The sequence below is a fragment of the Streptomyces sp. SGAir0957 genome, assembly GCF_043523415.1.
The window spans coordinates 1,546,830-1,560,094 of record NZ_CP027293.1 but is presented as its reverse complement, the minus strand read 5'-3'; the positions used below and the strand labels follow the sequence as shown (position 1 = coordinate 1,560,094).

At 74.7% G+C, this 13,265-nt stretch carries 2 protein-coding genes; both read left to right on the top strand.

What is annotated here, in order from left to right; genetic code table 11:
- The first annotated feature begins 350 nt into the window (after window positions 1-350).
- The gene (locus C1N81_RS12320) at window positions 351-9,410 is read left to right on the top strand and encodes an amino acid adenylation domain-containing protein (protein ID WP_394428831.1); all 9,060 of its coding nucleotides are present in this window, start codon (window positions 351-353) and stop codon (window positions 9,408-9,410) included.
- A complete protein-coding gene (locus tag C1N81_RS12315; protein ID WP_394428830.1) occupies window positions 9,403-13,239 on the top strand; it encodes a type I polyketide synthase in 3,837 nt (1,278 codons plus the stop codon). Before C1N81_RS12320 ends, C1N81_RS12315 begins: the two co-directional genes overlap by 8 nt.
- The last annotated feature ends 26 nt before the right edge of the window (window positions 13,240-13,265 follow it).

The following is a 13,265-nucleotide window of genomic DNA, read 5'->3' as shown; positions in this document are numbered from 1 at the left end:
CGGATCAACCTCTCAGCATTGTCCGGGCCGCACATCGCGTGATTTCCCTAGAGTCGCCCGTCGGCAGACATACCGACACGCCGGTACGCGCCGGTACGCCCGCTTTAGGGAATTCACTGAAGTCATTGCCGACGGGCCGGTCCGCCTTGACCGTGGCCCGGCCGGTGAATCAGCGTGGTGAACCGTCAGAACCGGTGGTGGGGTGCGTGATCCGGACCTTCATGCCCTCGGCGTGCGGCCCTCCCCCCTCCGTGCGCCGGCCGCGTCCGGTCGGACCGGCGATCCCCGTCCGACCGGGCCGGATGTTCCCCGAACCGTGTGATCACGGCTTGCCGCGTGAGGGATGTGCCATGTCACTGCACGAGGACGATCGTCGACCGTTGACCCAGGACCAGCCGTTGAACCAGGACCGGCCGTTCACCCAGGACCAGCCGTTGACCCAGGACCAGCCGTTCACCCAGGACCAGCCGCTCCGCGGAGCCCGGTCGCTCACCGGAGCCCAGGAAGGGCTCTGGTACGCGCAGCGGCTTTCCCCGGACAGCGCCGCCTACAACACCGGCGAAGCCGTGGAAATATCCGGGCCCGTCGATGCCGGCCTGTTCGAGAACGCGCTGCGACGCACCGTCGGCGAAGCCGACACGTTCGCCCTGCGTTTCTCCGACACGGACGACGGACCCCGGTGCCGGCAGGGGGAACCGGGACTCGACGACTGGGCATTGCACCGTATCGACGTCAGCGGCGCGGACGATCCCGAGAACGCCGCCTGGGAATGGATCCGGGCGGACCTCGCGGCCCCCGTGGACATCGACAAGGGGCCGCTGTTCTCGCACGCCTTGCTGACACTCGCGCCCGACCGGCACATCTGGTTCCTGCGGGCCCATCACATTCTGCTCGACGGTTACAGCTACAAGCTCGTCGGGCGACGGCTCGCCGACACCTACAACGCGCTGGCCTCCGGGGAGCAGCCCGCCCCGACCATCTTCGCCCCCGTCGACCGGCTCCGGGCCGACGAGGCCGCCTACCTCGCATCCGAGCGCTACGAGCGCGACCGCGCCCACTGGGCCGAGCGGCTGGACGGGCTGCCCGAGCCCGCCCGGCTCACCCGGCGCACGGCCGCGCCGGTCGCCCCGTTCCTGCGCCGCACCGCGGAGCTGTCACCCGCCGAGACCGAGGAGCTGGCCGCGGCCGCCGCCCGCCTCGGCGTCTCGCGCACCGACCTCCTCGCCACCGCCGTCCTCGCTTTCCTGCACCGGATGACCGGCGCCGAGGACCTGGTCCTGGGCCTGGCCACCATGAGCCGGCTCGGCAGCGCCGCGCTGCGCACCCCCGGCACCGCCTCCGACGTCCTGCCGCTGCGCGTGCCCGCCGCCCCCGGCGCGTCCGTGCGGGAACTCGCGCGTACCGTCGCCGACGAGCTGAAGGCGCTGCGCGAGCACCAGCGTTACCGGGGCGAGTTCCTGCGCCGCGACCTCGGCCTGCTCGGCACCGGCCGCCGGATGTACGGGCCGGTCCTCAACATCGTGCCGTTCACCGAGTCCCTGGACTTCGGCGGGCACTCCGCCACCTGGCACCATCTGTCCGGCGGTGCCGTCGACGACCTGCAGATCTCCGTCAGGCCCGGGACGGAGTCCGGTGGGCTGTGGCTGGCCTTCGACGCCAACCCGGCGCTGTACGAGGAGGACGAACTCGCCCTCCACCGTGATCGGTTCCAGTTGCTTCTGCGCCGACTGGTCGCCGCTGAGCCGACCTCGTCCTTGCGGGATCTGGATCTGCTGTTGCCGGGGGAGCACCCGCACGACTCGTCCGCTCAGACCTCCCCCGTCACCGACACCCTCTCCGAGCTGTTCGAGCAGCGCGCCGCCGAAGCACCGCAGCGGACCGCCGTCACCTGCGACGGCGAGAGCCTCACCTACGCCGAGCTCGACGCCGAGGCCAACCAACTGGCCCGCCTGCTCGTCGAACAGGGCGCCGGGCCCGGCCGGGTGGTGGCCCTCGCGATGCGCCGGGACCTCAGGCTGCTGCCCGCGCTGCTCGCCGTGCTGAAGACGGGCGCCGCCTATCTGCCGCTGGACACCGGCCACCCGGCGGAGCGACTGCGGCTGGTTGTCGAGGACGCGCGGCCGGTTCTTCTCGTCACCGATGCCGACCGTACCGACATGCCGTTCGCCGCCGATGTCCCCACGGTGTCCCCCCGTGACCCGAAGGTTCAGCGGGACCTCGCCCGGCGGCCAGCGAACGGCCTGACCGACGCCGAGCGCGGTGGCCCACGTCGCCCCTCCGACATCGCGTACATCATCCACACCTCCGGTTCGACGGGGCGCCCCAAGGGCGTACCGGTCCCGCACGCGAACGTCGTCCGCCTCTTCACCGCCACGGGCACGGCCGCCACGACTACGGCCGCCACGAGCACCGCCGCAACGAGCACGGCCGCCACGACCACCGCCGCCGCCCAGCCCTTCGACTTCGGTGCCGACGACGTCTGGACGCTCTTCCACTCCTACGCCTTCGACTTCTCCGTATGGGAGATCTGGGGCGCGCTACTGCACGGCGGCCGCCTGGTCGTCGTGCCGTACGCCGTCAGCCGCTCGCCCCGGGACTTTCTGGGGTTGCTGCGCAGCGAGGGTGTCACCGTCCTCAACCAGACGCCGTCCGCGTTCGAGCAACTCATCGACGCCGACCAGGAGTTGGCAGGCCAGGAGTTGACCGAACAGGAGTTGTCCGCCGGAAGCGGATCGCTGCGCTACGTCGTCTTCGGCGGGGAGGCGCTGCGGCCCGAGCGGCTGCGCCCGTGGGTCGACCGGTACGGGCTCGACCGCCCGGCGCTGGTCAACATGTACGGCATCACCGAGACCACCGTGCACGTCACGCACCACCGCCTCACCCGCGCCGACCTGGACGACCCCCGCCGGGGCAGTGTCGTCGGCACGCCGCTCGCGGATCTGCGCGTGTACCTCCTCGACGCGGCGGGGCGGCCGGTGCCGACGGGCGCCACCGGCGAGATGTACGTGGCAGGGCCCGGGGTGGCCGCCGGATATCTGAACCGGCCCGACCTCACCGCCGAACGCTTCCTCGACGACCCCTTCGGGGAGCCCGGCACTCGCATGTACCGCTCCGGCGATCTGGCGCGGCGCCGCGCCGACGGCACCCTCGAATACCTCGGGCGGGCCGACGCGCAGGTGCAGTTGCGCGGTTTCCGTATCGAGCCGGGCGAGATCGAGGCCGTGCTCGCCCAGCATCCGCAGGTCGCACGGGCCGCTGTCGTCGTCCGCCGCGCCGACAACGGCGCGCGGCAACTCGTCGCCTACACGGTCCCGGCAGGGAACCCGGCCCCGCACCCCGGGAACGCGGCACCCCAACCCGTGAACGCGGCCCCGCACCCCGGGAACCCGGCCCCCCACCCCGCCGACCTCCGCGCCCACGTAGCCGCCCACCTCCCCGAGCACATGGTCCCGGCCGCCTGCGTCCCCGTGGAGGCCCTGCCCCTGACCGCCAACGGCAAGCTCGACGTGGACGCTCTGCCCGCGCCGGACTTCGCCGCGACGGCGGCGTCGGCCGGTGCCCGTCCCACCACACCCCGCCAAGCCCTGCTCTGCCGGCTGTTCGAGGACGTCCTGCGGCTGCCCCGTGACACCGTCGGCGTCGACGCCAACTTCTTCGACCTGGGCGGCGACTCCCTCTCCGCGACCCGGTTCCTGGCCCGGCTGCGCGCGGAGACGGGGACCGAGGTGCCCATCACCGCGCTGTTCGACGGGCCGACGCCGGCCGTGCTCGCCGAGCGGCTCACCGCGCAGGGCGACACGGTCCGTCCGCTGCCCGCGCTCGGTGACGTCGTGCGGCCGGAGCGCCTGCCGCTCTCCTTCGCGCAGGAACGCATGTGGTTCCTGAACCGGCTCGACGACGGGGCCGCCACGTACAACATCCCGCTCGTCGTGCCGCTGCGGGCGCCCGTCGACGCGGAGGCGCTGCGGGCGGCCCTCGGCGACGTCACCGACCGGCACGAGATCCTGCGGACCCTGTTCGCCGAGCACGACGGAGTGCCCCACCAGCGCATCCTGCCGCCGGGGGAACTGCGGCCCGCGCTGCGGTGCGTGGACTGCCCGACCGAGGAGGTCGGCACCCAGGTCGTCGCCGCCGCGCGGCACCGCTTCGACCTGACCCGCGAAGGCCCGCTCGCGGCGGCCCTGTTCGGCTCGGGGCCCGAGCGCACCCTGCTGCTCGTCCTGCACCACAGCGCCGCCGACGGCTGGTCCCTCCGCCCCTTCGCCGACGATCTGAGCACCGCGTACGAGGCGCGTCGCGCGGGCCGGGCGCCCGCCTGGGACGCGTTGCCGGTGCAGTACGCGGACCACGCCGTGTGGCAGCGCGCCCTCCTCGCGCCCGAACCGGAGGGCCCCGGGCGCCTGGAGCGGCTGACCGCGTACTGGCGTGAGACGCTCGCGGGCCTGCCGCAGGAGTGCACCCTGCCCGGCGACCGGCCGCGCCCGGCGTCCCCGCGCGGCGGCGGCGCCCACGTCACGGCGGTGGTGGACGCCGCACTGCACGAGGGTCTGCTGCGGCTCGCGGACCGGCAGAACGCCAGCCTGTTCATGGTGCTGCACGCGGCGGTCAGCGCCCTGCTCGACCGGTGCGGCGCGGGCGAGGACATCGTCGTCGGCACCCCGGTCGCGGGCCGCTCCGAACCCGCCCTGGACGACGTGATCGGCCTGCTCACCAATACGCTGGTGCTGCGCGCCGACACCGCCGGCGACCCCGCGTTCCGCGACCTCGTCGCCCAGGTGCGCGCGCACGACCTGCGCGCCCTCGACCACCAGGACCTGCCCTTCGACCGGCTGGTGGAGGAGCTGAACCCGCCCCGCCACCCGGCCCGGCACCCGCTCTTCCAGGTCATGCTGGCCCTGCAGAACAACGAGCGGGCAGTGCTGCGCCTCGACGGGCAGGAGCTTCCGCTGCGGCCCACCGCCACCGGCACCGCCAAGTTCGACCTCTTCGTCGACGTCCTCGAACGGTACGACGACGGGGGCGCGCCCGACGGCCTCGACCTGCACGTCGAGTACGCGACCGACCTGTACGACGCCGCGACGGCCGAGGCGTTCGCGCACGCACTGCACGAGGTGCTCGCGGCCGTGTGCGCCGACCCGGACGTCCGTGTCCACGCGCTCCCGGCGCTCCCGCCGCGCACCACGAACCCCGCGACGGACACCGACGCCTCCGCCGGCGACGCGCTCAAGGTGGAGCGCACCGCCCTGTCCGTCCCCGGCATCCGCGACGCGGTCGCCCTGCCCGCACCCGGGAACGACGGCGGACCCCTGCGCCTGTACGTCGTGCCGGGCCGGGCGGAGGCGGCCGAGCGTGTCGAACAACTCCTGAGCGGGGAGCGGCGTACGAGCGGCGACGGGAAGACCCCGGTCCGCGTCACGGCGGTCGCCGTCCTGCCCCGCACCCCCGACGGTGCCGTCGACGCCGACGCCCTGCACGCCCTGCCCCTCGTCGACCGCACGGCCGCCGACGCCTGGCGCGAGCGCCTCGCCGCTCTCCCCGGCGTCACCGCGGCCGACGTCACGGTGGAGGACATCCCCGGGGAGCTGGGCCGCCGCCACGTCGGCACCCCGCGCCGCACGGGCGCCGCCGAGCTGACGGAAACGCCGGTCGGGACCGCGTCCTCCGCGGCCCCGGTCCCGGCGCTGAGCGAAGGCCCCGCACTCGTCGGGCCGTCGGTGCCCGGCTGGGCGCAGGCCCTGGTCCGCGCGGCGGAGCGGCCGGACGGCGAGGTCGTGCACGTCCACGCCGACGGCAGCGAGCACCGGCGCGACTACGCGTCGCTGATCACGGAGGCGTCCCGGGTCCTCGGCGGACTGCGCCGGGCCGGGCTGCGCCCCGGTGACCAGGTCATCCTCCAGTGCGACGCCAGCGAGGACTTCCTCGCCGCGCTGTGGGGCTGCATCCTCGGCGGCTTCGTCGCCGTACCCCTGACCGTGCCCACCTCGTACGGCGTCCCCTCGGCGGCGCTGGCCAAGCTGGAGGGCATCTGGAAGATGCTCGGCCGGCCCTGGATCGTGTGCTCCCCGGGCCGGGAGGCGGACCTGCGCGACCTCGCCGCCCGGCAGGAGTGGTCCGGTCTGCGGCTGACGACGGCCGACGCGCTGCGCGAGGCGCCGGAGGACCGCGACTGGTACGAGGCCCGCCCGGACGACCTCCTGCTGATGCTGATGACCTCGGGCAGCACGGGCCTGCCCAAGGCCGTGCGCCAGAGCCACCACGCGGTGCTGACCCGGTCGGCCGCGACCGCGCAGCTCAACGGGCTCGACGAGCACGACACCACGCTCAACTGGATCCCGCTCGACCATGTCACCGGCGTGGTGATGTTCCACCTGCGCGACGTCTATCTCGGCTGCCGCCAGATCCACGCGCCGACCTCCTGGATCCTTGAGGACCCGACGCGCTGGATGGACCTCGCCGACCGGCACGGGACCACCGTCACCTGGGCGCCCAACTTCGCCTTCGGCCTCCTCGCCGAGCAGGCCGAGCACTTCCGCGACCGCAGCTGGGACCTGTCGCCGATGCGGCTGGTCATGAACGCCGGTGAGGTCGTCGTGGCGTCCGCCGCGCGCCGCTTCCTGCACACGCTGAAACCGTTCGGGCTGCCGCAGGACGTGATGCACCCCGGCTGGGGCATGTCCGAGACCTGCTCGGTGGTCACGGACGCCGTGCTGCCCGGCGAACCGGACGGCCCCGACGCGTCGTTCGTCAGCTGCGGCCGCCCCTACCCGGGGTTCGCCATGCGCGTCGTCGGCGAGGACGGCACGCTGCTCGACGAGGGCGCCGTCGGCCGGTTCCAGGTCCGCGGCGCCTCCGTGACCAGCGGCTACCACGACAACGCGGCGGCCAACGCCGAGGCGTTCACCGACGACGGCTGGTTCGACACCGGCGACCTGGCGTTCCTGCGCGACGGCGAGCTGTACATCACCGGCCGCGCCAAGGACGTCATCATCGTCAACGGCGTCAACCACTACAGCCACGAGATCGAGGCCTGCGTCGAGGAACTGCCCTGTGTCGTACGGAGCTTCACGGCGGCCGTCGCCGTGCGCTCCGACCCCTCGGCCACCACCGACGAACTCGCGCTCTTCTTCCACCTCGCCCCGGACCAGGACCCGGCCGCCGCGATGCGTCGCATCGCGGGCAAGGTGACCCGTGAGGTCGGCGTCAGCCCCGCCTTCCTCGTCCCGGTCGCCGAGGACGCGATCCCGAAGACCGAGATCGGCAAGATCCAGCGCACCAAGCTGCGCAAGAGCTTCGAGGCGGGCGACTTCGACGAGGCGGTCCGCGCGGCCCAGCTGCTGATGGGCACCGCCGCCACGCTGCCCGACTGGTTCCTGCGCCCGGTGTGGCAGCGGGCCGGGCGGCACCGCCCGCGCGCGAGCGCCGCCGGACGGCACACCCTCGTCCTGGCGGGCGGCGACCCGCACGCACACGACCTCGCGCGGCAGATCGCGGAGGCCGTGCGGGCGGACGGCGGACTGTGCACCGTGGTCACCGAAGGAGCGGCGTACGAGCGGATCGACGCGGCACGCTACCAGGTCAGGACCGCCGACGACACCGATCACGCGGCGCTGCTGCGGCAGTTGCACGCCGACGGGCGGCCGGTCGACACCGTCCTGCACCTGAACCGCACCGCGACGGCGCCCCTGGACGACACCGGCCCCGGCTCCCTCCTCGCGCTCGCCCGCGCCCTCGCCGCCCGGCCCGGACAGCAGCGCCCCGTCGGCCTGCTGTACGTGACGGCGGGCGCCCAGGCCGTGGAGCCCGGCGACGACGCCGCCCCGGCGCACGCCATGGCCGGCGCCCTGCTGAAGTCGCTGGGGGAGGAGTTCACCTGGCTGCGCGGCGTGCACCTCGACCTCGACCCGGCCGCCACCGCGGAGCCCGTAGCCGTCCTGCTGGCGGAGGCGGCCGGGACGGCGGACACGGCGGCCGACGCCGAGGTCGCCTGGCGCGGCGGGCAGCGGTACGTACGCCGCCTGGCCCCGCTGCCCGACGAGCCGCCGCGCGCCGAACTGCCCGCCACAGGCGACGGGTTCACCCTGGTCAGCGGGGGTCTCGGTGGCGTCGGCAGTGAGGTCGCGGCACATCTGCTGAAGACGCCAGGCACCCGTCTGCTGCTGCTCGGCCGCACCGCGCTGCCCGGCGAGGACAACTGGCCGCAGCGCCTTGCCGAGGGCGGCCCCGTGGCCGAGCGCATCGAGGCGCTGCGCCGCCTGCGCGCCCTCGGCGAGGTCCGCTACGCGTGCGCCGACATCACCGACGACGCCCAGGTGCGGGCCGCCGTGAACGAGGCCGTCGAGGCGTGGGGCGCGCCCCTCACCTCGGTGCTGCACCTCGCCGGAGTCCGCGACGAGCGGCCCGCACGGGACCTCGACCCCGCGTCCTGGCAGCGTGCGATCGAGGCGAAGGTGGGCGGCGCGTGGACGCTGCACCGCGTCGCCGCCGACCACCCGGTGACCTCCTTCACCACCTTCTCCTCCGTCAACGGCTGGTTCGGCGGCGCCATGAACGCCTCGTACGCCGCCGCCAACGCCTTCCTCGACGCCCTCGCCCTGCACCGCCGCGCCCACGGCCTGCCCGCGCAGAGCCTGGCGTGGAGCCTGTGGAACGAGCGCGGCATGAGCCGCGGCTACGGACTCGCCGCTCTCGGCGAGGCCCGCGGCTACCGGGTCCTCGACACCACCGCCGCGCTGCGCTCCTTCGACCTGGCCCGCACCCTGGACGAGCCGCACCTCCTGATCGGCGCCGACCGCGGCGCCCCCTGGGTGCGCAGCCACGTCGTGGGCGAGGCCCGGCAGGTGCGCCGCCCTGCCGCGCGGGTCGCCCTGGAGGAGGGCACCGACCTGGGCGCCCTGTACGGCGCGGCGGCCGACGCCGCACGGGCCGCCGGACTCGGCGACACCTGGGTGCTGCGTTCGGCGGGCAGCGCCGCCCAGCAGGCCGGACCGGACACGGGGGAGCGGCTGCGGCGCCTGGAGAGCGAACTGGCCCGCCTGTGGTGCGGCGTCCTCGGCTGCGACCGGGTGGGCCGGGACGAGAACTTCTTCGACCTCGGCGGCAACTCCCTGCTCCTGGTCACCGCCCAGAGCGCGATCACCAAGGAGTTCGGCTGCGAACTCACCGTCGTCGACCTGTTCGCCCACCCCACCGTCCGCGACCTCGCCCGGCACCTGTCGACCCTGATGGAGGCCGGGACGGACACGGCGACCGGTGCGGGGACCGGCGCGACGGCCGACGAGCCGGCGCAGCGGCACGGACCCGCGGAACCCGGGCCGAGCGGTCTGGAGAAGGCCAAGGAAAAGGCACAGCGGCAGCGCGCGGCACGGGCCCGCCGCGCCGCCCGGCACGGGAAGGACCGAGGGCATGCGTGAGACCCCCGTCCCGCAGGAGGGACAGGACGACTACGACGAGGAGGCACCCGCCGTCGCCGTCATCGGCATGGCGGGGCGCTTCCCCGGCGCCGACGACCTGGACGCCTTCTGGGACAACCTGGCGGCGGGCCGCGAGTCGGTGCGGCCCGTCACGGACGAGGAGTTCCTCGCCGCGGGCGGCGACCCGGCCGACCTCGACGACCCGTCCCTGATCCGCATGGCGTCCGTCGTCGAGGGCATCGACCGCTTCGACTCCGGGTTCTTCGGCTACAGCCCCGCCGAGGCCGCCGTCGTCGATCCGCAGCAGCGGCTGCTCCTGGAGACGGCCTACCAGGCGCTGGAGAACGCCGGATGCCTCGGCCCGGCCGCCGGGGAGGCGGCCGGCACGGTCGGCGTGTACGCGGGCAGCGGTGACAGCCGCTACTACCCGGGCCACGTCCACCCGCGCTTCGCCGGGCAGCCGGGATCGGTGGCGCTCGTGCACGCGGCCACCGCGAACTCCCTCGGCACCCTCGCCACCCGCGTCTCCTACGAGCTGGGCCTGACCGGCCCCAGCGTGTCCCTCCAGACGGCCTGCTCCACCGCGCTCGTCGCCGTGCACACCGCCTGCCAGGACCTCCTCGACTACCGGTGCGACACCGCGCTCGCCGCCGCCGTCTCCCTCAACCCCTCGGCGCCGCTCGGCTACCGGCACGTACCCGACGGCCCCTTCTCGCCCGACGGCCACTGCCGCGCCTTCGCCGCCGACGCGGCCGGCACCTCCTCCGGCGACGGCGTGGGGGCGGTCGTCCTCAAGCGCCTGGAGGACGCCCTCGCCGACGGCGACCGCATCCGGGCCGTCATCCGCGGCAGCGCCGTCAACAACGACGGGCGCCGCAAGGTCGGCTTCAGCGCGCCCAGTTCGGCCGGGCAGACCGAGGTGATCCTCGCCGCCCAGGCACAGGCGGTGCTCGACGCGCGCAGCATCGGCCTCGTCGAGGCGCACGGCACCGCCACCAAGCTCGGCGACCCCATCGAGGTCTCCGCGCTGACCGAGGCGTTCCGGCAGAGCACGGACGACACCGGGTTCTGCGCCCTGGGCTCGGTGAAGACCAACATCGGCCACCTCGGGGCCGCCGCCGGCATCGCCGGGCTCATCAAGGCCGTCCTGGCCCTGGAACACCGGCAGATCCCGCCGAACCTGCACTTCGACGAGGCCAACCCGCTGATCGACTTCGCCGCCGGGCCGTTCCGGGTGCCCACCGCCCTGGAGGACTGGGCGGCCGGGGACCAGCCACGCCGGGCCGCCGTCAGCGCCTTCGGCATCGGCGGCACCAACGCGCACGTCATCCTGGAGGAGGCACCGCCCGCCGCGCCCGCCCCGCCCCGTCCGCCCGAGGAGGACCACCGCCTGGTCCTCCCGCTCTCAGCGCGGACAGCCGGTGCGCTGCGCGGTCAGGCCGACGCCCTCGCCCGCCACCTCGACCACCACCCCGGCCTGCGCCTGGACGACGTCGCCCACTCCCTGCGCACGGACCGGCCCGCGCTGCCCCACCGCCTCACCGTGACCGCCGCCTCCCGCGACGAGGCGCTGGCCGCGCTGCGCACCGCCGCGCCCGCCACCCCGGCCCTGACCGGCGAACCCGCCCGGGTGGCGTTCCTGCTGCCGGGCGGCGGCACCCAGTACCCCGGCATGGGAGCGGAGCTCTACCGCGACCACACCGTCTACCGCGACATCGTCGACGAATGCGCGCGCATCCTGCGGCCCGTCCTCGACACCGACCTGCGCACCACCCTCTTCGACGACCCGAAGCCCGACAGCACCGCCCTGTTCGCGGGCCTCGTGGCGACCGAGTACGCGCTCGCCCGCACCCTCATGGAGGCCGGGGTCCGCCCCGACGCGCTCATCGGGCACTCGCTCGGCGAGTACACCGCCGCCTGCCTCGCCGGGGTCATGGACCTCGACGCCATGCTGCCCCTGGTCACCGAGCGGATCCGGCTCATCGCCTCGGCGGGCGGCGCGACGACCGGCGTCGCGGCGCCGGTCGAGGAGCTGCTGCCGCTCCTCGACGACGACCTGTCCCTCGCCGCGGTCAACGGGCCCGCCGCCTGCACCGTCGCCGGGCACGCCGACGCGGTCGCCCGCTTCGAGGCCGAACTGACCCGCAGGGACCTCCCGTTCCGGCGGCTGCGCATCCCCGCCGCGGCCCACTCCCACGTCCTGGACCCGGTCCTTGGCACGTTCGAGAGCCACCTGCGCACCCTCACCCTACGCCCCCCGCGCATCCCGTACGTCACCAACGTCACCGGCACCTGGGTCACCGACGCCCAGGCCACCTCGGTCGAGCACTGGCTCGACCACACGCGCCGCACCGTCCGCTTCACCGACGGCGTCACGTCCCTGTGGGAGCGCATGGCCCCCGTCCTCGTGGAGATCGGCCCCGGCGACACCATGACCAAGCTCGCCGCCGCCCAGCTCGCCGAGCACACTCCCGTCACGGTGACGACCATGCGCCACGCCAAGGCCGACGCCCCGGACGGCTTCGTCCTCACCGAGGCGCTCGGCCGCCTGTGGAGCGCGGGCGTCGACACCGCGCTGCCCCCGGTCCCGGGCGACCCCGGGCGCGTACCCCTGCCCCCGTACGCCTTCGAACGGCACCGCCACTGGATCGACGCGCCCGGCGCCCGTACCGACCCGGACGCGACGGACACCTCCGCCACGGCGGCACCCGGTACGGGTCTGGCGCAGCGCCCCCGCCTGACCACCGAGCACGTGCCCCCGCGCACCGACCGCGAAGAGGCCGTCACCCGGCTGTGGGAGGAGACCCTCGGCATCGGCGGGATCGGCGTCAACGACAACTTCTTCGACCTCGGCGGCGACTCCATGCGCGCCGTCCTCCTCGCCGGCCAGCTCCGCAGCGCCGGGGTGCTCGACGTGCCCGCCGCGACCCTGCTCGCCGCGCCCACCGTGGCGGGGGTCCTCGCGGCCGCCGACGACACCGGCGCCGACTCCGCGCACCCCGGGACGGCCGCGCTGGGTCCGCTCCTGCCGCTGCGCACGGAGGGGAGCGCCGCGCCGCTGTTCTGCGTCCACCCCGGCGCGGGCGTCTCCTGGCGCTACACAGGACTGCTGCCCCATCTGGGCGGTGAGCAGCCCGTGTACGGCATCCAGGCCGCCGGGCTCGACGGCACCCGGCCGCCGGCCACGGACGCCGCCGCCATGGTCGCCCACTACGTCGGGCTCGTCCGCGAAGTGCAGCCGCACGGCCCGTACCGGCTGCTCGGCTGGTCCTACGGCGGATTCGTCGCCCACGCGATGGCCTGCGCGCTGCAGGAACAGGGGGAGCGGGTGGAGCTGCTCGCGATGCTCGACGCGCCCCAGCCGCACGGCACCGCCCACGACCCCGACGCCGCCGAACGGCAGGTGGCGGCCCTCCTGACGCGGGTGGCGGGGCTGCCCGTCGAGCCGGGCGCGGACCTGCCGGACGTCGACGCCGTACTGGACCGCATCGACGCGGCGGTCACGGCGGACCAGGCGAGTTCCCCCGTCACCCGCGCCGAGGCCGCCGCCATCGCCGAGGTCATGCGCAACAACCTGCGCATCGCCCCGCAGTTCGCCCCCGGCGTCTACCAGGGGGACGTGCTGTTCTTCAGCGCCGAGGAGGAGGCGGACGGTACCGGGGACCTCGCGGTCATGCCGGGCAAGGCCGACGCCTGGCGCCCGCACGTCGACGGCGCCCTCCACGACCACCGCGTGCCCTGCGGCCACTACGAGATGACCGAGCCCGACCCCATCGCCCGGATCGGCGCGGCCGTCGCGAAGGCGCTGCGGCCGACCGACCCCGCCTGAACTCTTCCTTCTTCATTGCGCCCCGT

Coding starts and splice junctions, on each gene's coding strand:
- C1N81_RS12315 (WP_394428830.1), top strand. CDS start 9,403: ATGCGTGAGACCCCCGTCCCGCAGGAGGGACAGGACGACTACGACGAG.
- C1N81_RS12320 (WP_394428831.1), top strand. CDS start 351: ATGTCACTGCACGAGGACGATCGTCGACCGTTGACCCAGGACCAGCCG.